The sequence below is a fragment of the Pseudovibrio sp. Ad13 genome (assembly GCF_001623225.1).
GTDB lineage: Bacteria > Pseudomonadota > Alphaproteobacteria > Rhizobiales > Stappiaceae > Pseudovibrio.
Map to the genome: position 1 here is coordinate 135,870 of NZ_LMCC01000012.1, position 21,883 is coordinate 157,752.

Annotated in this window: 16 protein-coding genes, 2 tRNA genes and 2 pseudogenes; 10 read left to right on the forward strand and 10 right to left on the reverse strand. The window is 49.8% G+C overall.

What is annotated here, in order from left to right; translation table 11 throughout:
* Positions 1 to 18 precede the first annotated feature (18 nt).
* Entirely contained in the window at positions 19 to 3,177 is a 3,159-nt protein-coding gene (locus PsAD13_RS13765) for an efflux RND transporter permease subunit (RefSeq protein WP_063318506.1), read from the forward strand.
* A gap of 6 nt (positions 3,178 to 3,183) precedes the next feature.
* On the opposite strand, the gene PsAD13_RS13770 is transcribed toward PsAD13_RS13765, so the two are convergent.
* Positions 3,184 to 3,531 carry a hypothetical protein gene (locus tag PsAD13_RS13770; RefSeq protein ID WP_057466069.1) on the reverse strand — a complete coding sequence of 116 codons (348 nt, stop codon included), beginning with the start codon at positions 3,529 to 3,531 and terminating at the stop codon, positions 3,184 to 3,186.
* 248 nt (positions 3,532 to 3,779) lie between these two features.
* Between PsAD13_RS13770 and PsAD13_RS13775 the strand changes: the two genes are divergently transcribed.
* Positions 3,780 to 4,127 carry a hypothetical protein gene (locus PsAD13_RS13775; RefSeq protein ID WP_063318507.1) on the forward strand — a complete coding sequence of 116 codons (348 nt, stop codon included), beginning with the start codon at positions 3,780 to 3,782 and terminating at the stop codon, positions 4,125 to 4,127.
* Positions 4,128 to 4,174: 47 nt separating this feature from the next.
* Here PsAD13_RS13775 and PsAD13_RS13780 read toward each other — a convergent pair whose 3' ends face one another.
* The gene (locus PsAD13_RS13780) at positions 4,175 to 5,131 is read right to left on the reverse strand and encodes a nucleoside hydrolase (protein ID WP_063318508.1); all 957 of its coding nucleotides are present in this window, start codon (positions 5,129 to 5,131) and stop codon (positions 4,175 to 4,177) included.
* 216 nt (positions 5,132 to 5,347) lie between these two features.
* Between PsAD13_RS13780 and PsAD13_RS13785 the strand changes: the two genes are divergently transcribed.
* Positions 5,348 to 6,379, forward strand: a complete 1,032-nt coding sequence (locus PsAD13_RS13785; protein WP_084404721.1) for a DUF2817 domain-containing protein — start codon at positions 5,348 to 5,350, stop codon at positions 6,377 to 6,379.
* A 7-nt stretch (positions 6,380 to 6,386) separates the two neighbouring features.
* Here the strand turns inward: PsAD13_RS13785 and PsAD13_RS13790 are convergent, their stop codons facing one another.
* The 3 genes from PsAD13_RS13790 to PsAD13_RS13800 form a co-directional block, all read right to left on the reverse strand.
* A complete protein-coding gene (locus tag PsAD13_RS13790) occupies positions 6,387 to 7,118 on the reverse strand; it encodes an SDR family NAD(P)-dependent oxidoreductase (protein ID WP_063318509.1) in 732 nt (243 codons plus the stop codon).
* Positions 7,119 to 7,238: 120 nt separating this feature from the next.
* A tRNA-Gln gene (locus tag PsAD13_RS13795) sits at positions 7,239 to 7,312 on the reverse strand.
* Between the two features lie 59 nt (positions 7,313 to 7,371).
* Positions 7,372 to 7,445: transfer RNA gene (locus tag PsAD13_RS13800), tRNA-Gln, on the reverse strand.
* Positions 7,446 to 7,996: 551 nt separating this feature from the next.
* Between PsAD13_RS13800 and PsAD13_RS13805 the strand changes: the two genes are divergently transcribed.
* Both PsAD13_RS13805 and PsAD13_RS13810 read left to right on the forward strand, forming a co-directional pair.
* Entirely contained in the window at positions 7,997 to 9,433 is a 1,437-nt protein-coding gene (locus PsAD13_RS13805; protein WP_063318510.1) for a Ppx/GppA phosphatase family protein, read from the forward strand.
* Positions 9,430 to 10,131 carry an RlmE family RNA methyltransferase gene (locus PsAD13_RS13810; protein ID WP_057466074.1) on the forward strand — a complete coding sequence of 234 codons (702 nt, stop codon included), beginning with the start codon at positions 9,430 to 9,432 and terminating at the stop codon, positions 10,129 to 10,131. The genes PsAD13_RS13805 and PsAD13_RS13810 overlap by 4 nt, the downstream gene beginning before the upstream one ends.
* A gap of 32 nt (positions 10,132 to 10,163) precedes the next feature.
* Here the strand turns inward: PsAD13_RS13810 and PsAD13_RS13815 are convergent, their stop codons facing one another.
* Positions 10,164 to 11,564 carry an MFS transporter gene (locus PsAD13_RS13815; RefSeq protein ID WP_063318511.1) on the reverse strand — a complete coding sequence of 467 codons (1,401 nt, stop codon included), beginning with the start codon at positions 11,562 to 11,564 and terminating at the stop codon, positions 10,164 to 10,166.
* Between the two features lie 327 nt (positions 11,565 to 11,891).
* Between PsAD13_RS13815 and guaB the strand changes: the two genes are divergently transcribed.
* The 3 genes from guaB (at position 11,892) to PsAD13_RS27345 (ending at position 14,678) form a co-directional block, all read left to right on the forward strand.
* On the forward strand, positions 11,892 to 13,394 hold the full coding sequence (gene guaB, locus PsAD13_RS13820; protein WP_063318512.1) for an IMP dehydrogenase: 1,503 nt from the start codon (positions 11,892 to 11,894) through the stop codon (positions 13,392 to 13,394).
* Between the two features lie 368 nt (positions 13,395 to 13,762).
* Positions 13,763 to 14,227: a hypothetical protein gene (locus PsAD13_RS13825; protein WP_063318513.1), complete on the forward strand. Its 465-nt coding sequence runs from the start codon at positions 13,763 to 13,765 to the stop codon at positions 14,225 to 14,227.
* Positions 14,228 to 14,327: 100 nt separating this feature from the next.
* A complete protein-coding gene (locus PsAD13_RS27345) occupies positions 14,328 to 14,678 on the forward strand; it encodes a tyrosine-type recombinase/integrase (RefSeq protein WP_244275164.1) in 351 nt (116 codons plus the stop codon).
* A gap of 458 nt (positions 14,679 to 15,136) precedes the next feature.
* On the opposite strand, the gene PsAD13_RS13830 is transcribed toward PsAD13_RS27345, so the two are convergent.
* Both PsAD13_RS13830 and PsAD13_RS13840 read right to left on the reverse strand, forming a co-directional pair.
* The gene (locus PsAD13_RS13830; RefSeq protein WP_063318514.1) at positions 15,137 to 15,952 is read right to left on the reverse strand and encodes a tetratricopeptide repeat protein; all 816 of its coding nucleotides are present in this window, start codon (positions 15,950 to 15,952) and stop codon (positions 15,137 to 15,139) included.
* Positions 15,953 to 16,941: 989 nt separating this feature from the next.
* Positions 16,942 to 17,709, reverse strand: a complete 768-nt coding sequence (locus PsAD13_RS13840; protein WP_161831182.1) for a helix-turn-helix transcriptional regulator — start codon at positions 17,707 to 17,709, stop codon at positions 16,942 to 16,944.
* Positions 17,710 to 17,843: 134 nt separating this feature from the next.
* On the opposite strand from PsAD13_RS13840, the gene PsAD13_RS13845 reads away from it, so the two are divergent.
* Positions 17,844 to 19,676 (forward strand): BCCT family transporter, encoded by a 1,833-nt coding sequence (locus PsAD13_RS13845; protein WP_057461028.1) that lies wholly within the window; start codon positions 17,844 to 17,846, stop codon positions 19,674 to 19,676.
* A gap of 138 nt (positions 19,677 to 19,814) precedes the next feature.
* The gene (locus tag PsAD13_RS13850) at positions 19,815 to 21,302 is read left to right on the forward strand and encodes a M81 family metallopeptidase (protein ID WP_057461029.1); all 1,488 of its coding nucleotides are present in this window, start codon (positions 19,815 to 19,817) and stop codon (positions 21,300 to 21,302) included.
* A gap of 97 nt (positions 21,303 to 21,399) precedes the next feature.
* Here the strand turns inward: PsAD13_RS13850 and PsAD13_RS28355 are convergent.
* Positions 21,400 to 21,593 (reverse strand): annotated as a pseudogene (locus PsAD13_RS28355) (transposase domain-containing protein); the annotation flags it as partial.
* Between the two features lie 174 nt (positions 21,594 to 21,767).
* Positions 21,768 to 21,883 (reverse strand): annotated as a pseudogene (locus PsAD13_RS28360) (IS30 family transposase); the annotation flags it as partial.

Consider the following 21,883-nt stretch of genomic DNA (forward strand, 5'->3'; position numbering starts at 1 on the left):
TGACCCGAAGGTGTTTTTATGACAACCGACAAAAAATCGACACGGGAAAGTCACCTGAGCGGATTGTACGCCTTGTGTGTACGGCGCCCGGTTCTGGCAATTACCCTAAACCTTCTTATTATCGTGGCCGGTATTGCGGCATTACTTGGCGTTGAAGTGCGCGAAATGCCAAATGTGGACCGGCCCGTTGTAACGGTCACGACCACATACTCCGGTGCGCCGCCAGAAGTTACGGATGCCGAGATAACCAGTGTGCTGGAAAAAGCGATTTCCCGCACCGCAGGCATCGAATCCATTTCATCCAATTCAAAATATGGTCGCAGCCGAATTACCGTTGAATTCAATGATGGTGTCGACGTCAGTGAAGCTGCCAATGATATCCGCGATGCTGTGAGCGGAGCGGGGCGTAATCTGCCAGAAGATGCAGATACTCCCGTTGTGGTGAAGGCAGACGCGGATGCCGATCCTGTCATGCGCGTTGTTGTCACCTCTGACGAAATGCGCATCGAAGAACTGAGCAAGTTTGTGGATGACGAGATCGTTGACCGCATCACGTCTGTACCGGGTGTCGCCAGTGTGGATCTGTATGGCTCTCAAACGCCCGTTTTCAAAATCGCGATCAATGTGCAGGCAATGTCATCTCGCGGCCTGACACCGGATAATCTGCGCTCTGTTTTAGAAGAGCTTGCGCTTGATACCTCCGGCGGATCGCTGGAAACGGGCGATCAGGAGCTCTTTGTTCGTGCAAACTCTGACGTGAAAACTGCCGAACAGATCGGTATGGTCAAGCTCAATGATACTACCCGAATTCGCGATATTGCGTTTGTGAGCTATGGGCCGGAACGTGCATCCTCTGGTGCGTTTTACAACGGCAAACGTGCTGTCGGTATGGGTATCATTCGCTCGGCAAACTCAAATACCATCGACATCTCCAACAACGTCCGTGCTGAAATTGAGCGCATGAAGGACCAGCTTCCAAAGGATGTTGAAGTCAACGTCAGCAGTGATGATGCAACGTTCATTGGTGGCGCGATCAAGGAAGTGGTGTTCTCGCTGTTCCTATCCACCAGCATTGTCATTGGTGTGATGCTGCTGTTCCTCGGTTCTATTCGAGTCACGCTTATTCCTGCTGTCACTGTTCCTGTTGCCTTGATTGGGGCTTTGGTTGGCATCTGGCTAGCGGGCTTTTCCGCAAACGTTTTGACGCTTCTGGCCCTTTTGCTGGCAACCGGCATGGTGGTTGATGATGCAATTGTGGTTCTGGAGAATATCTCCAAGCGCGTTCACAAAGGGCAGGGGCCGCGTGCTGCTGCGATTCTTGGTACGCGGGAAGTCTTCTTTGCAGTCATCACCACAACGGCCACGCTGGCTGCTGTGTTTATACCAATCTCATTCCTCCCAGGCAGTGTCGGCAAACTCTTCTCTGAGTTCGGCTTCGTGCTTGCAATCAGCGTGATGCTGTCGTCCTTCGTTGCGCTGACCCTTGCGCCGATGATGGCTTCTCGTCTGTTGCGAACGAAAAACTATGAGGACACGCACAAACCCTCTGCGACTTGGACTGTGATTTCCAATATGGGGACCGCCATTGAGCGTTGGTACTCCAGCACGTTGGATTGGACATTACGCCGTCCATTCATATTGCTGGGTGCAGCAACACTCTTCGTCATCCTGGGAGCATCCCAATATACCTCACTGCCAAGACAGCTCACCCCAACAGAGGACAGATCTGTGATCTTCATGATTGCATCGACACCTCAAGGGACAAGTTTGGACTACACCGCGGGCAAGATGAGTGAATTGGAATATATTGCTCAGCCCTATGTTGAAAATGGCGAGGCCCGAAGCGTCATGAGCCTTGTTGGCATGGGGGGGCAGATCAATCGCGGCTTCCTTGTTATGTCTTTGAAAGACTGGGCAGAGCGAGATCGCAGTCAGCAGGAAATTGTCAACGAACTACAACGCAAGACCGCTAAAATTCCCGGCCTGAAGGTGCGTGTTGCTCAACCCAATACAATCGGAATTCGTGGCGCTGGGCAGGGACTCCGCTTTGCTGTGACTGGCACCAATTATGATGAACTGGCTGAAAATGCAGATGATATCGTCTCGGAGATGCAGGCTCGTTACGGTGACAAAGTTGGCTTTGCTTCCGTGTCCTATGAGACGACACAGCCGCAATTGCTGGTGAGTGTAGACAGGGAACGCGCAAATGATCTGGGACTGTCTTCCGACCGGATCGCCTCTAATCTGCGGATGCTGCTCGATGGCTCGTCAGTAGCGGATCTCTTCGTAGAGGATGACGGCATTCCAATGGTCATGGAAGCAGGTGGTCTACCATTGCGCTCCACCCGAGATCTCGAGAATATCTTCATCAAGAGCAAAGACGGCACCATGCTGCCTATGTCCTCTATTGTCTCCATTGAAGAAGAGGCCGTGGCACCAAGCTTGACTCGCGAAGAGCAGCAAAGAGCAGTCCCCGTCACCATCTCCATCAATGATGGTTATGATCTTGCGCAGGCAATCTCCGACATGAAGGAAGTTGCTGAGGAAGTCTTGCCGGAAGGCACAAATGTCACGCTCTTGAGTGAAGCTGCGGTTTTGGAGAAAACCACGTCCAACGTCTACATGACCTTCCTCTTTGCAATCCTCGTGGTCTTCCTTGTACTCGCTGCGCAGTTTGAAAGCTTCATGAGCGCCTTTGTCATTCTCTGCACAGTGCCCTTTGGCATTTCAGCAGCGATTATCTCTATCGGCCTGACTGGGGGCTCCATCAACGTCTACTCTCAGATCGGTATCATTTTGCTCGTTGGTTTGATGGCCAAGAACGGCATTCTCATTGTGGAGTTTGCAAATACCTTGAGGGAGGAAGGGCGTTCAGTCTTTGAAGCGATCCATGATGCATGCCTCATCCGCTTCCGCCCAGTTGTCATGACTGTGGTCTCGACGGTCCTCGGCGGTGTGCCACTGGTCATGGCCTTTGGTGCAGGGGCAGAAGCGCGCATTGAGATGGGATGGGTAATCGTTGGTGGCTTAGGCTTTGCAACACTCTCCACACTCTTCGTGACACCAGCTGCTTACTTGCTGCTGATGCGCTTTACGAAGCCACGCAAAGCCAGTGAAGAAAAGTTGCACAGTGAGCTTGATAAAGCGCTGGGCACCACGAATACGCCAGCAGAATAGCTGCAGTTAAGGACAGGCCGAGATGATAACAATGCTTGCATTGCCTTCATCTCGGCATTTCTGCGCAAGATAAAAGATGTCCAGCCGCAGTGTGACCAGGTGGGAGTTTGCGCCCGGCTCGGTCGTCTCACTCACACGGTGGCCGAGATCTTGCGACAGCTCCAACTCAAAGAACGCTTCACTTTGAGAAAAGTAGGAGAGCAGCAAATCCAGATCGAGCGCCTCATTACCGGCGGCGTCAACGACACGGGTCTGGCGAAGCTTGTCGCGCCACATAAGCTCGCCGCAATTATCAAGAAATTGCTCGCAGGAGACCAGCTCGTCAAACAGTTGATGAACACTAGAACGAAGCATCTAATCTATACCCAGCCTTTCAGATGCAAATTGCAGAGCGAATTATAGTCCAAAGATCTGATTTCCCCTCAAAACCAAACGATAAAATTGAAGGCATGAGCCATTTGATTGCACAGCATCAGATCACTGAAGTCCACAATACCCCTCAATTGTCACAGAAATGCAATAAAGCGCATTGAGTGCGCTTTGATCGTGGTATGCTTTGATTTTCCCTAATGGAATTAAAGGTGCGACCACGGAGAGAAATGATGCGCTCACTTAAGTTTTCGATGGTGATACTGACAGGTCTGTCGACAATGCTGATATCAGTCTCACTCGGTAATGCCTTGGGCATACAGCAATTGACAGAAGTGAGTGGACGAGCGGAAGTTGTCGATAAACGCCAGCTCAATATCTATCACCAACATGGGATTATTCGCGTTGGTCTGATGTGGCCTGCGGAAAATCATTACTCTTTGCGCCGTCAATTGGCGACCGCAGTCAAAGTGAAATGCCTGATGTTCGGATCTGAAGCATCTGCAAGCTGCGTTGCAATTGATAAGTTCGGGTCGCGCTGGATGCTCGGCAATGCCAATCAGATGGCATTCACAAAGTAAGGTGCTTAAAAGCGCCGACAGCCTGATGCTCTCAGCGCTTTCTAATTTTACTTATTGCTGGCGAACGTCTTCATCATGATGTCGACGAAGAGTGCTGCATTCGCGTCAAAGGCCACTTTGCAATTGGCTTGTTTGGTGCCGCGGTGGTTCTTGTCAACAATTGTACGCCCAACAGTCAGCGCACCCTGTGTTTCAATATCGACCGGGTACTCTCCCAGCGTAATCACGTCTGGCTGAATGAGGTGCGCGATACAAAGCGCATCATGCACCGGTGCGCTGTGCTCAACATCCATCTTCTGGATCTTGTCGTGAATGCCAATGCGATGGCCTGTACAAGCCGCCATAGCCTTACCAGCAGGCGTGCCCAGCTCATCAAACTGACGACATTGCGTTGCTGTCACCAGCGCTTTGTGTGTTGCATCCAGCGGCACCATGGTCAGCTTTTCAAAGCCAGCATTAAAGACTGCATAAGCAGCTTCAGGGTCAGCCCAGATGTTGAATTCCGCAGCAGGGGTCACATTGCCAACATCATGACCACCGCCCATGATCACGACTTCAGGAATGAGGTCCACCAGCTTCGGCTCAACAGCCAGCGCTGCTGCAATGTTGGTTAGCGGTGCAACCGGAACCAGCGTGATTGGATCAATCGCACTGCGGTAGGTCTCTACCAGATACTCAACGGCATGCTGCTTTTGTGCTTTTAAAGCGGTTTCTGGCAGAGGAAGATGCTTGCCGTGGATCTTCTCGGTCAGATCGTTTTTGGTGCGTGGAGTTGGAAAGTCATTTCGTACCAGAGGCTTGTGACAGCCAGCGTAAACCGGAATCTCAGGCTTGCCGATATAGTCGAGAACACGCAAGGAATTATCTGTGCAATAATGCAGCTCGGCATTCCCGTTCACAGTGGTTACGCCAATCAGGTCAAGATCTTCATGCAAAGCAGCCAGCATAATGGCAACAGCATCATCCGTGCCCGTGTCCACATCTAGTATCAGTTTTCTTTTCATTATTCGCTCCCGGAAAGCTGATCGCTGCTAACTCTATGGGTGCGCAGCGGCAGCCTGATATGAAGACGCATCATCGCAATTGATTGAAAACTTGCATGTGATGCGAGAAAAAAAAGATAAGGAACAACAGACTAGATTATTCTTTCCGGGTCAATTAGGTGTGTAATGTAACCGCCGATATATCACAGCTTCGTCCCGTTATTTGAAGAGTACATAATGCCTGCAAATCCCATTTTCTCTGAGGACTATTTCCAAGCTCAACAGCGTTTCATGGACCTGGCCAGTCGACTTGGATTTGAGACAGAGATCATCCCGCACCCAACCTTCAAGAATGAAGAGGGGCCTGTGCAGATGACTGTTGCATTGCAAGGCAAACCGGACAGTGAGCATGTGGTGTTCATCACCTCTGGCGTGCATGGAACAGAACTCACAGCAGGCTCTGGAATTCAGCTGGACTTGATGCAGCGCTATCTGGAGCAGCTGCCAGACAATACAAAAGTAGTCTGGGTGCATGCAGTTAATCCTGCTGGCTGCGCGATCTTTACACGAACAGATGAGAACAACGTCGACAACAACCGCAACTCCATTAGCTTTGATGGAGACCTTCCTCAAAACCCGGACTATGAGGAGCTGCACACCGCCATTTGTGCGCCGCAGATCACGGGCGAGGAGTGGCAGGCTGCCAATGCCGCAATCAAAGCCTATACGGCAAAGAACGGGGCTGGCGCTCTGACGCAAAAAGTGTTGAAGGGGCAGTACACGGTCCCAATGGGTCTGTTCTACGGTGGGGAGGAAACGTCCTGGTCCACTAAAACCTTGAAGCAGGTCATTGTCTGTTACGGACAAGGCGCAAAACGTGCAACGATCATTGATCTGCACACTGGTGTTGGCCCCTGCGGCTTCTGTGAAGTGATGGACCTCAGTTCAAAACCGGGAGAAGAGGCGGAGTGGAGCCTCATTGGTGGTTTCATGTGCGATACTTTGGACAGTTTGGATCTGGAGGTCCCACCAACCAAGTTGATCCTGGAGTTTGGCACCGTCCCATTTGAACAAGTGCTGGACGCTCATCGCCGAGACAACTGGCTTAAACGCAATCGGGACACTGTCGACTCAGAGTTGGCCGCCGAAATCAGGCAGGAGCTCAAGGACGCGCTCTTTGTTGATACACAAGAGTGGTGTGAAGCACTTCTGACGCAAAGCCGCGATGTTTTTGAACAGTACGTTCTGAAAGCCACTGTCGACGCTTAATGACCGCTCAGGGTGCAATTTCAGTCCCGTCATAAGCCAGACATTTGCCGGTTTGGGACTGATCCACCTTACTGATTACATCCAGCAACATTGCAGCGGATTGCTTTGGCTGCATCAACTGGCTTTCTTGAATGCCGCGTTGAAACGGTTTTGATAGGGAGCTATCCACCGTGCCCGGATGCAGGCCAATAATGACAGAGCTTTGATGCGTGCGCTGCATCTCAATCGCAGCGCACCTGATGAGCATGTTAAGGGCTGCTTTTGAGGCCCGGTACGAATACCATCCCCCCAGATAATTATCAGAAATGCTGCCAACGCGCGCTGAAATGGCTGCGAAAACGGCTCTCTTGTGTTTGGGTAACAGCGGCAGAAAGTACTTCATGATCATCGCTGGTAAGATCGTGTTCGTGCAAAACGTTTCTTCCATTCCGGCGTAGGTGAGGGCGCGGATAGTTTTTTCAGGTTTCGTGGTGGTGCTTTGAAGCTGCCCCGTGGCCACGAAAATCAGATCAAGCCCACCAGCTGCTTTAATTGCATCTGCACTGGCATTGAGCCCTTCTGGATCCTCTAATGAGAAAGTCCGACTTTCAACACGCTCATGGACTGGGATGCGCTCTAAAGAACGGGCAAAACAAAACACAGTCGCCGTGTGATAGCGATTAATGCATTCATTGACAAAAGCAGAGCCAATCGCGCCGCTGGCACCAAAAACGGCAATCCGTTTGGGAGAAAAGGGCATGACAGGGCCTCTGCAAGCGTTGAAGACGCAAGCAGTGTTCTTGAGGGACACAAAGCCGTCAATTAGCGGAATATGAGAGCCACTCAGGCAATCTGTTTAGATATGATGTATGGAAGAAAATGGCTGGGGATCCTGGACTCGAACCAGGACCGACGGAGTCAGAGTCCGCTGTTCTACCATTAAACTAATCCCCAGCAGAACAGGAGGGAAGTGTTCCCTACCTGGCAATTGAAGCTTTTAATACGTGAGTAATTGGCTGGGGATCCTGGACTCGAACCAGGACCGACGGAGTCAGAGTCCGCTGTTCTACCATTAAACTAATCCCCAGCAATAACAGCACGTTAGCTACTGCCAACCAACAAAGTGAAGCAAGTCGTTCAATTCGTCGGTGAGAGGGCTTTTAGTGTTCGGACCGGACCTTGTCAACTTGGTTCTCGTGAGTTTTAACAAAATCAGTGGGCTAAGCGGATTTCATGCCCTTCTCTTGTGAATAAGGGTATGGCTCTGCGTGTTTATGCGCAAATGTGCTCTGGCTATGGCACGGCTGTATCAACTCCGACCACCGGCGAGCCGATTTGTAAGCCTCTGGAGTTTCCTGCAATTTGAGAGAATTCGTTTAAATTTAGGACTGTACCATTCAAATGGGGCGATTGCTGTTTGCTATGAAACTGTTACAATGTTGCCAACTTAAAATGACTTCAGTCCAGATCGCATTTAGATGCCTCAAGGACTGCACAAAGGCATAGCACTTGAAGAAAACGGGTGAGCGGTCCTCTTCGGATGGAGCGAGAACGCCCGGCGTCCCGGGAAGCTCGAAAAAGGGCAGACGGAAGCAACGCCATAGAAAGCGCCAAGGTGGTGACGCCAAAAATGCGTCTTTGCACCGCGCTGAAGCTGGTCATTCTGCTGGGATTGCGGAAGAGGCCGGCAGTTCTCGTCCTGAAGGCGCCAAGCGGCAGAGGAAAGCACGTCGCGCAAAGCCTAATCGGGCAGAAAGACGTGCGCTCCTAAACCAGAAACTACATGCGCCCGTTGTCAATATTGATCCGGGCGGTACATCAGTAGAAGTTATACAACCTGCTCCTGCACCTAAGGAGGAGGTTAAAACGCATGGGTCATCGCAGGCCAGACAGTCAGGGCCTGTAGAGCAACAATCTCCGCGTCCTTCTCAAGGCTATAGATCTCGCGAAAATGATGCAAACCGACGCAATCATCATGCGGATACGCGTGGTGATGGGACGCATCGTTTTCCTTCGCGCCACAGGCATCAGGCGACAGGGTCTCAGGAACTTTATGCAGCTTTGGATCTAGGCACCAACAATTGTCGTTTGTTGATTGCCAGACCAGAGCAGCGCGGGTTTCGCGTTGTCGATGCCTACTCCAAGATTGTACGCTTGGGGGAGGGTGTCGGACGTAACCGGAAACTCTCCGATGACGCCATTTCACGAGCCATTGAGGCCTTGCAGGTTTGTCAGCAAAAGATTTCCGAGCGCGGCGTTCAGCGGGCACGGCTGATTGCAACCGAAGCCTGCCGGGCAGCTGAAACTGGCGAGGAGTTTGTCAGCCGTGCCAAGAAAGAGGCAGGGCTTGAGCTTGAGATTGTCAGTCAGGAGACTGAAGCACGCTTAGCAGTTGCAGGGTGTGTTTCTCTGGTCGATCCTGAGGCTGACGGTGTTCTTCTTTTCGATATTGGGGGCGGGTCCTCTGAGATTGTCTGGCTTGATCTGCGCAACAGATATGGTGCGCGGGGATATGCGCTGACGCGCTTTGTCAGAACATGGACGTCTCTGCCTCTGGGCGTTGTAAATCTGGCGGAAAGACATGGCGGCGTGCACGTTACGCCAGATGTTTTTGAAGCCATGGTTGGTGATGTCTCGCAGAGATTGGAGAATTTCCCTCTTGGCAATGAACTCTCCCGTGCTATAGAGCGCGGAAATGTCCATATGCTGGGAACATCCGGGACGGTGACCACATTGGCTGGGGTCCACTTGGGTCTTAAGCGCTATGATCGCCGCCGCGTTGATGGAGCATGGATGGAACAGGAAGATGTTTCAGCCATGATTAACCAGCTTTTGAATATGTCCTACCAAGAACGGGTAGAAAACCCTTGTATTGGTGAGGACCGAGCCGATTTGGTGCTAGCAGGTTGCGCAATTTTGGAAGGAATACGCCGCAGATGGCCTTGTCAGCGTTTACGTGTTGCTGACAGAGGACTGCGAGAAGGTATTTTGATGGAGATGATGGCTGCAGACAAAGTCTGGAGCAACTCCAACCATAAGCGCCGGCGCACCCCTAGAAAGGAATATAACAGATGAGCGGCAACTCAAGTGGTCGTGGATCAGGTGATCGGGGCATGTTTCAGCGCGTGAAAACTGCGCGTAAACGGTCCAACTCTTCAACGCTCTGGCTACAACGCCAGCTGAATGATCCGTACGTCCGCCGTGCCAAGGTCGATGGTTATCGCTCCAGGGCGGCTTACAAGCTGATCGAGATCAATGAGAAGCATGAAATCCTGAAGCCGGGCATGCGTGTGGTCGATCTGGGATGTGCTCCGGGTGGCTGGTCACAGCTAACTGCGCCAATTGTCGGCTCTATGGATGATGAGCCCTTGGTGGTCGGGATTGATTATCTCGAAGTTGAACCGATCCCAGGTGTTGTGATCCTTCAAAAAGACTTTCTGGATGATGATGCTCCTGATGAGTTGATGAAAGCGCTCGGCGGGCATCGTCCCGATCTGGTGATGTCAGACATGGCAGCACCGACAACAGGTCATCGTCAGACAGACCACCTGCGTACGACTTATTTGTTCGAGATCGCGATCGATTTTGCTCGTCAGAACCTGAACGAAGGCGGCGCATTCCTATCCAAGGTGTTTGCTGGAGGCGCTGAGGCAAAGCTGCTTCAGGATCTAAAGAAGGAATTTAAGTCGGTGGTGCATATCAAACCACCAGCGAGCCGCAAAGGTAGCCCTGAGATGTTCATTCTCGCCAAGGGCTACAGAGGGTCTAAATAGTTTTCAGAAAGGCTGGTTTCGACCAGCCTTTTTTAATGATGCAAATGTGCCTGTTCATCCACTTTGTTCTTTCCAAGATTGACGGGTAGAAACCAGAAAAACAGAACAGGCAGCAATGCAAACAGACCAGTGCAAACGGAAAGCCAGATAAAATCAGGCCCGGTGAGCAAAGGCTCCTCTGTGATATTCTGCCGAACATGCAAAATGGCTGCAGCAAAACCAACCGCCAGTGAAATGGACAGTTGCTGAACCAGCCCTGCAAAGCTCACACCCTGATTAACAAGACATCTGGTCAGATCTGCATAGCTTGCTGTGTTAGCAGATGTGAACACAAGGCTTCGTGTGAAGCCCGTGAGCAGGATAAGGAGTGTGACTGCTGCAAGTGACTTGGTAAGCCAGACAAAGCCCACAGCCATCGTTAGAGCGGAAAGAGCAACGGTGCAGGGCAGCAGGACGCCACGAAAGCCGAATGTTTTGATCAGTCGGTGAGCGACCACGCGTGAAAGCAGGGCACCGATGGCAGCAGCCCCCATGAGAAGGCCGGTTGTCAAGCTATCTAAGCCCATAGGGATTTGCAGGATGAGTGGCATCACAAACGCAAAGGAAGCGACGCCGATGCGCAATGGGACGGCTGCATAGGTCGAGACACGGTAGCTGAGATTTGTGAAGAGCTTCAGGTCAATCACTGGATGGGGAGCACGCCGCGCATGCCAAATAAAGATCAAGGCGAATGATAAACTTGCCGCAAAAAGGCCAAGGGGAATAAATGCATCGCCCGTGATCTTCGTTAGACTAGCAATCCCAGCCAGGAGCGATGCGGCAGTACTTCCGAGCAAAATAAACCCCAGAAAATCGAAGGGCACCTTGTTCTTCCGCCTGTAATTGCGAAAGTAAAAGCTGCTCATTGCGCCAACTGCAATGCAAACCGGCACATTGATCAAAAAGATCCAGCGCCAATTGAGGTAGTGCACAATGATGCCGCCCAGAAAGGGTCCAAAGGCGATCCCGAATGCAGCGGGCGTGACGACCCAAACCATCGCTTGCACAAGGTTCTTCGTGCCTGCCATGCGGATGACTGTTAGGCGTCCAATCGGCATCAAAAAGGCTCCGGCAAACCCCTGTATTGCCCGGGCAATCAAAAGATGGGTCAGATTGCTTGAAAGGGCGCAAGCCACCGACATGCTCATAAACAGGAGCGCTGCACCAATGAACAATCGTTTTGAGCCGAAGCGGTCAGCTGCCCAGCCAGAAATGGGAATAAACACCGCCAATGTGAGCTGATAGAGCGATATGGTCATATGCAACGAAAGTGGATTGATTTTCAGGTCGCGGGCGATAGTGGGGATCGCAACTCCAAGCACTGTGGCGTCCAGCTGCACCAGCAAAAGCGTCATGCCAACGATCACAGTCGTCATGCGGAGGCGGTGCGGCATACTCGGAGCTTTCCGGTCTGAAATCACTCAGGGGTGTCGTTGAGGCCTCTGAGTATCTCTGAAGGTGTCTGTTCTAGAAAGCTGACCCTAAAGGAACTCGGTCTACCAACACTCATCGGTGATACTGGCAATTTAGTAAAATCAATGTGGTGAGGCTCAAATATGCAATCCGCGGCCTGAAATTGATAAATGCCCCTTTTCAAATCGCAAAAGCCGTGGTAGTGACCCGCGTCAACTTCTCTATCTTTTCAGACAACTCTGCAGTCAAATCCACTTGAGCAGGGAGTGGGTCAGGGCGGTCTATATTCATCCGAAGGGAACTTGGCAATGCCTACATTTTACGAACCATCTTCAGGTCACGAAGCGCTGACTTTTGATGATGTTCTGCTCCTTCCAGGGCATTCTGAGATCATGCCAGCGCAGGTCGAACTGCACTCGCGAATCTCTCGCAATCTTCATTTGCATTTGCCTATCCTCTCTTCCGCAATGGACACAGTGACAGAAGCGCGCCTAGCGATTGCTATGGCACAGGCTGGTGGCCTCGGCATCATCCACAAGAACATGACACCAGAACGTCAGGCCGAAGAAGTCCGTCAGGTGAAGAAATTCGAGAGCGGCATGGTTGTCAATCCATTGGTGATTGGTCCCGATGCAACTCTGGAAGACGCTCTCAATCTGATGGAAGCGCATAAGATCTCTGGTGTGCCAGTGGTTGAAAACGGTGGTCGCGGCGGCACTGCCACAGGTCGCCTCGTTGGTATTCTGACCAACCGCGACGTACGCTTCGCCTCAAACCCTGAGCAGCTGGTCTGTGAGCTGATGACCCGCGACAACCTGATCACAGTGCGCGATAACGTTCGTCAGGATGAAGCCAAGCGCTTATTGCACCAACACCGTATCGAAAAGCTTTTGGTGGTTGATGAGAACCAATATTGTGTTGGTCTTATTACTGTAAAAGACATGGAAAAGGCGCAGCTCAACCCGAATGCATCCAAGGATGTGCAAGGCCGCCTTCTGTCTGGCGCAGCAACCAGCGTGGGTGAAGATGGCATGCGCCGCGCTGAGGCCCTGATTGAGGCTGATGTCGACCTTCTGGTTGTGGATACCGCGCACGGCCATTCGCAAGCAGTGATCGATCAGGTAGCTGCAATCAAGAAGCGCTTCCCGAGTGTAGAGCTGGTGGCTGGCAACGTAGCAACTCCAGCTGCAACAAAAGCGCTGATTGAAGCTGGTGCAGATGCCGTGAAGGTTGGTATCGGGCCGGGTTCTATCTGTACAACGCGCATTGTTGCTGGTGTCGGCGTTCCTCAGCTCACAGCGATCCTTGAGTGCGCAGCCGAGGCTGCTAAGGCTGACGTGCCAATCATTGCAGATGGTGGCATCAAGTTCTCCGGCGATATGGCAAAAGCATTCGCAGCAGGTGCAGGCTCCTGCATGGTGGGTTCACTACTGGCTGGTACCGAAGAAAGCCCAGGTGAGGTTTATCTGCATCAGGGGCGTTCCTACAAAGCCTATCGTGGTATGGGCTCTGTCGGTGCAATGGCACGTGGTTCCGCAGATCGTTACTTCCAGGCAGAGGTCTCTGATAAGCTGAAGCTGGTTCCAGAAGGTATTGAAGGACAGGTGCCTTACAAAGGTCCTCTCTCTTCCGTTCTGCACCAGCTCGCAGGTGGTGTTCGTGCGTCCATGGGATATGTCGGTGCGCCGAACCTGCCAGAGTACAAAGACCGCGCAACCTTCGTCCGCATCTCCGGCGCCTCCCTTCGTGAAAGCCACGCCCACGACGTCACGATTACACGCGAAAGCCCAAATTATCCGGGTGCTGTTTGATGGGTTTAGGCTGAGCTGCCTCTTCTTTTAATTTCAATGGCTTGCGGTTATTTCGAGCTATATCGAAATGCCGCAAGTTTTATTGGTTGTGTGACTAGCGTGTGATTTATTTTTCGTGTTCATATAGGGGGGGTGATTTAAGGCATCTCCATGGCAACCCGGCTCACCAACTCATATCTCAAAATTTTTAAGTATGAAGGCAAACGTATCCGGCTCTCCGACTCCGTAGAGGAGGGGCTGCTCGTCACAGTTGGCGCAAAAAAAAAACCTTTTCGGTTTACGTCAAAGTTGCAGGTCAGCGCCTGCATGAGACGCTAGGGTATTTCCCAGAACTCAGTGTAGATGAAGCGCGTGAGAAGGCGCGCAAAATGAAAAACGCTATGCGCGAAGGGTTATTGCATATCGAGACCCTGGATGAGCTTGCTCAGATTTACTTCAAACGCAGAGAGGGGGAGGTCGCAGACACTACCCTTGCAAAGTACAAATCTGATTGGAAAAACAAGTTTAAGGACTGGCACAACTTAAGCCCGGCAGCGTTGACGGTCGATAGGTGTCGCATGAAGTTTGGGCTGCTTTCTGAGAAGCATGGCCTGATCGCAGCAAATACTGCAGCGATCACAAGCCAGGTAATAATCAACTGGTCAATCTCCCAGGGTTTGCTCCCTCTTTCGTTTGCTAATCCTTGGCTCCACGTAACGAGGAATCCTCGTAAGCCGCGAACATGGTTTATGAGTTCAGAGGAGCTGAGCAAGTATTGGAATGGGCTGGAAGAGGTTCAGGCCGGTGGGGGCGGCATTGGATCATGGGTGTCCATGCTCTGCGTTATCTTCTGATGACTGGCCGAAGAAAGGAAGAGACGCTCAGTCTGCGCCGGGACCAGCTTGACTTGGAGATGGGGGCGGTATCACAGCCAACGAAGACTGGGGAGAAGACATTTCGACTTGCCCAAGAAGTAGTCGGTCACCTGAGAAGTATCCTCCAGTAAAAGGCTGTGATTATGTTTTTGCTTCTTTTGGTAAGGGGAACACAGCTGTAAATGAGCATACTCTCTATGGTGCACATAATGATGTGTGCAAGAAGGCTGGCATTTCTGACTTGCAAGTCCATGACCTGCGCCGCACCGTTGGATCTCATCTGCGTTTGAGTGGGGTTGATCTGGCTGATATCGCGGACATCTTAGGGCATTCTGACTTAACGACAACGCGGCGACACTATGCGCACCTCGATAGCGCGCGACATAGAGACAAGGCAGAGATTGTAGCAGCGTTGATGCGAAAAAAATAAAGTTTCACTCTGATAGGGCTAAAGCCGGACCTTCGATCGCTTCCATCATGGGTTGAGATACCTTCACCCCAAGACTTCTACAGTAGCTCTTGTGCGTGATCTAGAATTACCATACGTGACCAAGAACAGACATTCGCGCTAGTTCGAAGCGTTGCCAGCAAGAACGAAATTTCAACTGCTGGTCGGCCTATCTAAACCGATGATGGAGGGGTAAAAGAAGCTGTACTTTGTTGGCTTACTTCTTGTCTACGACAACGCCCGCTTTTAGTAATCAGGCTCATAAATCCTCAAAAAAGAGGTTTGTCCACCGCTAATGCCCGAGTCTCCAAAGATACCTGGGATGCCTGCTTACGTCCCATTTGCCCTGTTTCTTTTTCGGATTGTGGCCATTCTGCCGGGCGATAGTCTGAAAGCATCCTCCGAACACCGCTATCTCGGGTGTGCAGGGTAATCGGCCACTAGTTTTCTCGGGCATCCCACCATTCGCGAGCCAGTCGTTGCCCTTCAACAATCTGTTGGTACTCGAGAACTCCTTCAACCTTTCTTCGCACTCTTTTAGCCTTTTCATTATCAAGGAGCTCAGCAAGAAGAAGCCATTTATATCCCTGTACAGGATTGTAGAACTTACTACGATTTTGCAAATACATCTCAGCAAGGGAAGCTTGAGCAGACGCGTTGCCTTGTTCTGCGGCAAGGCTATACCATTTCTCAGCTTCATCGAGATCCTGTGGCACAATTTGGCCGCGGGCGTATATATCACCTAATCTGAAGACGTCGAACTCGTCTCCGTGCTTGGCCGCGAGGTGATACCATTTCATAGCAATTTTATAGTTTGGTGGGGTACCCCGACCATTTTCATAAAACCTACCCAAAGCTTTAAAAGTAAAGGCAGAGGCATCTTTATCTTCAGCAGCTCGAAGGTACCATTTAAGGGCTTCACGGTAATCACGTGGAACGCCCATACCGAACTCAAAAAAAGTACCCATTGCTTGTTGTGCCCCGGAGTTTCCTCGCTCTGCAGCCAGTAAGAACCATTTGGCCGCTTCCTGATAATTCTGTTCTATTCTCTCATCATCAAAATAAACACGACCAATGTAACCCAGAAGGTATTTATCTCCAGTTTGCCATGCTATGTCTTTACATGCTTGAAAATAGCTGGGCTCGTCACCGATCAGATCAGATTTACATTCTTCTAAAGTTTGAGCTGCGGCCTGCGTTTGCCAGAAACTCACGAGTAAAAATAATATCGTAATGAGTATTCTTCCTGTCGGCATAATGTCCCCTTGAGGTCCTCTCTAGGCAATCAATCAACTAATAATTGCAATAGCTAAAATGCTTATACCTAGAACTAGAACACAAAATCAAACAATGATGACCTACGAGCGAAGCCTCAATCTCTTGGGAAGTCCTCCTGTGCATGTCACAAGGAGAAAATTTCATGGACAGAATAAGTACGATAAAGATTGATTGCAGCGACCCCAAGTAGTCCCCTCAAAGTTTGCTTCCTTTTCTTTTTGAAAGATCAATCACTGCCATTCCTGACGCGTCGCGCGTGACCAAAAGCGGACATCGACCCTTACATAGTGAAATTCTTTTCTGAACAAGCACTCAATCTCAAGTTGATTTGGCCGCAATGACTTAAAGTTTCACCCGTTAAAGATCTTTGCCTTCAACTCTGCGATCATCTTATCTTGTCCATCATTTGGTTCAACAAAGTCAATCAACTTGAGGTCTCAGCCAGATTTCCAATATGTTGGCATCAGACGACGGATACCCTTTTGAACATTTCGTTCAACAGCAGCTTCTCAAAGATATACCGCGACCGAGATTAGTTCTTGTCATTCAAAAAAAACGGCAGGATGTCTTGGCAAAAGCAAACCGGATATGGCCAAAGGTCTAGAGGCGAAACCTTGATGGGTCGTTTTAAGCAGGTGATCGGGACCACGCTCCGGTCACGAAAGATGAACAATCAGAGGACAGAGGCAAAACTTGGCGTCGCCGTTCTCAACACAATGACGGCCCTCGGACGCGCCAGGTTCGAGAAGGTTTCTGCATGACCAGATGCATGGGATTGGGCAAGCTGTATGCTAATTTCGAATTGTGCAACAGCACCCGGTGCTACGGCCTCTTCAACACCCAGGCGATTTTCAGCGCATATTTCTAGACCTTCAAGGCTACGCAACGTTCGCCTGAAATGTTTCTACAGAATGGCAGGAATGCCAGTACACATTGCGCATGACGGATACTCAAAGTCTGATCTGGATCAGGGACGAACTCCCGTCAAGAGTTTGCGAATGACAGGATCAATAGCGGTGCTGGAAGTAGAAAAGATCCCTGTTTGCTCTATACTCCAGCGTGCCGATTTTTCGTCGGTAATGCGCTTCCAGACTATTGGCGTCGCGTAAGGCATAACTCGGGGCTTGGTAGCGACTCCCATTGTAAGCCCCTGAACTAAATTGATCTTCTGCCGATGTTCGGGAAACATGATGGTGCTTGATATAAAATTATCCTCGCTATTTGAGTTTTCGATAAGGTAAATCCTGTTACCTTGAAAAGCTACTAGACCTAAATGACGCGTTCTTTGGCGTACGCTGCCATCCTGGCTTTTGGCTCGTTCAAGCGTGTAGCTTACAACTTTGCCGTTCTCTTCCTGCAATCTGATCAAAGTGCGGATGATCCCACCCTCCCAAGTCGGAGTTTGAAAATGCCCATGATAGTATCCTAAGTACCGACGCAAATGCCTAGCTTGGTCTACGAAAATCGAATCCAGTGAATGGCGTGATCTATGAACTTCTCCATATCTGTTAGACTTTAATACAGCAGAAAACTGTTCTTCATCCAACATCAGAGCATCTACACTTACCCCGAAATACTGAGAAATTCTCCTTAGATTATGGGCCGAAGGCATGCCACCTCCGTTGAGATAGCGATTAAACTGCTGGCGGTTGAAATTAATTTCACGGCAAACTTGTGCAATACTGAAATGTTCAGAACATAATCTACGTAAATTTTTTGAAAAATTGGTAGTCATCATGGCTCCAAGCTTCGCAGTAAGACGTTAATGTGATTACAAATGATTACAGGTGTGAATATCTGCGCACTGTTGATCGCTATCATATTGTGGTGGAACCACCTAAGTAAAAAGTACTAAGGAGGGGATTGAGTATGATAAAACCACCGTTTACGGATGTTGTGATTAAAAAATCATCGTCTGGATTCTATGAGAATTACTGTTTTCCAATTGCAATAGGCAGTAAATGCATCATGGTTGCGCTGGTTCTTTGGGCATTGCTTTGGCCTAAATCCGCGAACAACATTCTAAATAGTTTTAAATGGCAGCTTCTTGAAAACTTCAATGCCTTCTACATTATACTTTTTGGAGTTTTTGCAGTTTTTCTCATCGCAATTGCAGTCATTCCTTCAACAGGTAAGCTAGTAATGGGGCTTCCCGGAGAAAAGCCCGAATATTCGAATTTCTCATGGTTTGCAATGATGTTTGGTGCAGGTTTAGGCGTAGGTCTTATGGTCTTTGCTACTGCAGAGCCTTTGGGATTATGGGCATCAAATCCTGAAATTCTAGCGCAAAAGGTTGAGGCAAATACTATAGAAGCGCTAAGGCCAGCATACATCTTCACATTCGCACACTATGGTTTTCATACATGGGGCGTGTTTGTGATTGCCGGTCTAGCTATGGCCTACTGCTCTTACACTCGAGGCTTGCCTTTAACACTCCGCAGCGCTCTGACTCCGCTTATTGGACGGTATGCAAACGGATTTTTCGGGCACATTATCGACACGTTTGGCGTCGTAGCAACAATTTTGGCTGTTTCTGTGACGATTGGCTTTGGTGTCAGTCAGTTTCTGAACGGTGTTTACGCAATTACCGGGATGGAATGGATCATGAACCTGGGCGGTGAAACCCCAACACCAAGTGATGCGGGTCTGATCGCAGGGCTTGTGATCATAATGTCTTTGTCTATTCTATCCGCCGTATCAGGCGTAGGAAAAGGCGTAAAATACCTATCAAACTTGAACTTAATACTGTCTATGGTGTTGCTACTCACCTTCGTAATATTTGGTTCGTTTTTCTTTGCAATGACCACCTACGGCATCGCACTGGTAGATTACATTCTGAACTTCTTATCTCTGTCTTTTCTTGCTTACTTCCCACTAAGTGAGGCTGAATTCACAACGGCGTTGCCAGCAGTGGCGCAGCCATACTCAAATGACCTTTTTGCTGGTGCAACCAATGCCTGGGGCAGCTATGATAAATTTGTTTCAGGGTTGAGTAGCGAGGCAGCAACGCTAGATGAAGCGACCCTTTTGGCTGTCTACGAGGCAGGCAACAATGGTCGTCAGTTCACATGGCAGGCAGGATGGACAACCTTCTACTGGGCTTGGATGGTTGCATACGCACCTTTTGTAGGTTTGTTTCTTGCTCGGATATCAAAAGGCCGTACGGTTCGTGAATTTGTTATCGGTTGTGTTGTTGCACCTTCCTTGGTTTGCTTTGCGTGGATGACAATTCTGGGTGCTACAGCAATTGACCTTGAACTTAGTGGCATTGCGAACGGAGCTATCTCTAGCGCCTCCAATACAAACAAGCTTTTCATAACTATGTCCTACATTCTGGACGGCGGATTTTTGTCTGCGATGAATGTTGTATGTGCTGTACTGGTCCTGACATTCTTGGTGACAACAGCAGACTCTGGTATTTTGGTCATGAACACCATCATGTCTGGTGGAGATCAAGAAACGGGCATCAAGCATCGCATTGTTTGGGGCTTCGTTTTGACGGGTGTTCTTGGCACTTTGTTGCTTGCTGCGGGCGAAAGTAACCCGATGGAGGCGATACAAAACGCAATGATTATTGGAGCCTTGCCATTTTCTTTCATTTTGGGATTGATGATGATTGCAATGGGTAAGGCGATTTACCGTGATCATTTGCGTGAAAAGTATCATGCTGCAGGGCTTGTAACTGCAGAAACTCAATTATGACACAGCAACCAACTGATAAATCTACTCATTTACATTAATACTGTCCATCCGTTTTGCGGCAAAAGCATACTCCTGAAAAGTGAGCGTTAGTTCTCGGGAGTATGCAAAGAACCAAAATAAACAAGAGGTAATATCAGGATGAATGCTAAACCGCGTGTCGCAATTGCAAGCTTTATGCATGAAACTAATACGTTTAATCCGGTAAAAACGCCAGTATCTGAGTTTGAGAAAGCAGACAGTTGGCCTGCTGCAACGCGTGGACAAGACATGCTCAAAACTTTTTGCGGCATGAACATTCCCACTGGTGGCTTTATCTCGGAGGGTAATGATTTTGAACTATTACCGATCTTGTGGGCTTCAGCAGAACCTGCAGGCAAAGTGACGAGCGAAGCATTTGACGTTTACACCGAAGAAGTTTGTGACGGGTTACGTGGTCTACTTCCACTTGATGGCGTGCTGTTAGATCTGCATGGCGCGATGGTCGCAGAAGGTTTTGATGATGGGGAACAGGAATTTCTTGAACGCATACGTTCTGTTGTAGGAAATGTTCCAATTGTTGCAGCGCTTGATTTTCACGCTAACATTTCAGCTGACTTTGTCGAGACGTGTGATGCAATCACAATATACCGAGAATACCCTCATATCGATATGGCGCTTACAGGGGTACGGGCGACACGTATTCTCAGACAAATATTAAACGACAATAAACCTATAGAAAAATCGTTCTTACAATTGCCCTTTTTGATCCCATTGTCGGCACAGGCGACCTCTATTGAGCCATTTGCTACAATTTACTCCGGTTTTGATGAGCTGAACATAGAAGGTCTAATCAGTGTGGATGCTGCAGCGGGGTTTTCTTCTGCTGATGTAGCTAACGCAGGACCGTCCGTTGTTGCCTATGCCGCGACAAAGAAGGCGGCAGAACAGGCCACTCAGATTATTTTTGATCGGTTCATGGCAGCACGCAGCAGTATCGGTAACAATCTTTTATTGCCGGAGGATGCGATTCACAAAGCTGCAGAGTTAATAGAGCAATGTCCAAAACCGGTCATTCTTGCGGATGTTCAGGACAATCCAGGTGCTGGAGCATCCAGCGATACTACCTCTATTTTGCATTCGCTTGTCAGTCTGGATGCAGTTCCTGCAATCGTTGGGATCATTGCTGATACTGATTGTGTGGCGCAGGCGTGGGAGGCTGGGCTAGGGTCTTTTATTAAAGTTGCGCTTGGCGGCACAGCCCCCATTGAAAATGAGACACCCCTAACGGCAACATTTGAAGTGGTACAGTTAACTGACAAACCGATTGCCTGTACAGGTGATATGTACGCTGGTTGCCTTGCCGATCTTGGTAAAATGGCCTTGTTGCGCATTACAGGACTGACCAATGATATCCATATCGTGGTTAGCGAAAAACGCTTTCAATGTGTTGACCTAGCCCTTTTGCGCAGTTTTGGACTATTGCTCGAAGGTCCATTGATTATCGTAGTCAAAAGTACGGCTCACTTCCGCGCTGATTTCGACCCCATCGCACAAATGACTATTTTAGTAAAAGCCCCCGGCTTAAACCCTTGCGTTCTGAACGAGGTTATATACTCAAAGTTGCGGGATAGCATGCAGACTTCGTAACTGGAGTTCCCCCTGTTCCCGAACAATCGTGAGCGTTCGGTGAAGGCGTCCTGTTCCATTGGTTCGGGTTCAGTTACGCTGCTTTTGCAGCGTAACATCATGGCATGAGGTCGTTGATACGATTGATTTTGTGACCTGCAATTTGAGCCGGCACCCACGTGAGCCAGGCTTGGGGATCGACATTATTGAGCTTAGTGGTTTCAATGAGGGTATAGGCTATATAGCCGCAGCCTTACCGCCGCCTTCTGATCCCATGAAGAGAAAATTCTTCGTTCCAAGAGCCACAGGTCTCGTTGTACATTCGGCGCAAATGTTGCCCGAATCCAGAGATCCGTTGTGGAGGTAGGACCTGTCCGTCATCTAAAGTCACTCCAGATCGCCTGTTAGAGCTATTGTGAACGCCTTCGGGTGAACGTGTCTCAACCTATGATGGAAACATTCGAATGTCAGCAGTTGGCGGTGGATTCAACTGGTCGCGGCAACACACTGTGAGAACTTCTCAGCTGGGGTTTGATATTGCAAGGTCTTGCGGGGTCGTTGGTTGAGTTGCCTTGCGATTGCATCAAGTTCAGGCTGCGTGT

Bases quoted from the DNA above. Each gene is read 5' to 3' on its own strand.
- PsAD13_RS13840 (WP_161831182.1), bottom strand. From the start codon at position 17,709: ATGACTACCAATTTTTCAAAAAATTTACGTAGATTATGTTCTGAACAT.
- PsAD13_RS13830 (WP_063318514.1), bottom strand. From the start codon at position 15,952: ATGCCGACAGGAAGAATACTCATTACGATATTATTTTTACTCGTGAGT.
- PsAD13_RS13825 (WP_063318513.1), top strand. From the start codon at position 13,763: ATGAAAAACGCTATGCGCGAAGGGTTATTGCATATCGAGACCCTGGAT.
- PsAD13_RS13850 (WP_057461029.1), top strand. From the start codon at position 19,815: ATGAATGCTAAACCGCGTGTCGCAATTGCAAGCTTTATGCATGAAACT.
- PsAD13_RS13845 (WP_057461028.1), top strand. From the start codon at position 17,844: ATGATAAAACCACCGTTTACGGATGTTGTGATTAAAAAATCATCGTCT.
- guaB (WP_063318512.1), top strand. From the start codon at position 11,892: ATGCCTACATTTTACGAACCATCTTCAGGTCACGAAGCGCTGACTTTT.
- PsAD13_RS13780 (WP_063318508.1), bottom strand. From the start codon at position 5,131: ATGAAAAGAAAACTGATACTAGATGTGGACACGGGCACGGATGATGCT.
- PsAD13_RS13775 (WP_063318507.1), top strand. From the start codon at position 3,780: ATGCGCTCACTTAAGTTTTCGATGGTGATACTGACAGGTCTGTCGACA.
- PsAD13_RS13810 (WP_057466074.1), top strand. From the start codon at position 9,430: ATGAGCGGCAACTCAAGTGGTCGTGGATCAGGTGATCGGGGCATGTTT.
- PsAD13_RS13790 (WP_063318509.1), bottom strand. From the start codon at position 7,118: ATGCCCTTTTCTCCCAAACGGATTGCCGTTTTTGGTGCCAGCGGCGCG.
- PsAD13_RS13785 (WP_084404721.1), top strand. From the start codon at position 5,348: ATGCCTGCAAATCCCATTTTCTCTGAGGACTATTTCCAAGCTCAACAG.
- PsAD13_RS13765 (WP_063318506.1), top strand. From the start codon at position 19: ATGACAACCGACAAAAAATCGACACGGGAAAGTCACCTGAGCGGATTG.
- PsAD13_RS13815 (WP_063318511.1), bottom strand. From the start codon at position 11,564: ATGCCGCACCGCCTCCGCATGACGACTGTGATCGTTGGCATGACGCTT.
- PsAD13_RS13770 (WP_057466069.1), bottom strand. From the start codon at position 3,531: ATGCTTCGTTCTAGTGTTCATCAACTGTTTGACGAGCTGGTCTCCTGC.